The following is a 309-nucleotide window of genomic DNA, read 5'->3' as shown; positions in this document are numbered from 1 at the left end:
GCCGCCTTCCTCACCGCACTCGGCCACGCCCACACCCACGGCCACCCCATCACCTGGCACACCCTCATCCCACCAGCGACCACCATCCCCCTACCGACCTATCCCTTCCAACACACCCGCTACTGGCTCAACGACAAGGCCGTGACTGGCGCTCAGGACGCCGTCCAACTCGGACTGGTCCCGACCCCGCACCCGTTCGTCCCCGCCACCACCACCCTCGCGGAAACCGGGGCCACCATCCTCACGGGACACATCAGTCCCGCCCAGCACGGTTGGCTTGCCGACCATGCCGTCAACGGCACCGTCGTA

General features: G+C 68.0%; 1 protein-coding gene. It reads left to right on the top strand.

The features are described from left to right. A partial coding sequence (locus JK364_RS54815; RefSeq protein ID WP_201858938.1) for a hypothetical protein occupies positions 1 to 309 on the top strand: 309 nt, incomplete at both ends.

Source organism: Streptomyces endocoffeicus (assembly GCF_016741935.1).
GTDB lineage: Bacteria > Actinomycetota > Actinomycetes > Streptomycetales > Streptomycetaceae > Streptomyces > Streptomyces endocoffeicus.
Note: the sequence above shows the minus strand (reverse complement) of the source record. Positions and strands in the feature narration are given on the sequence as shown.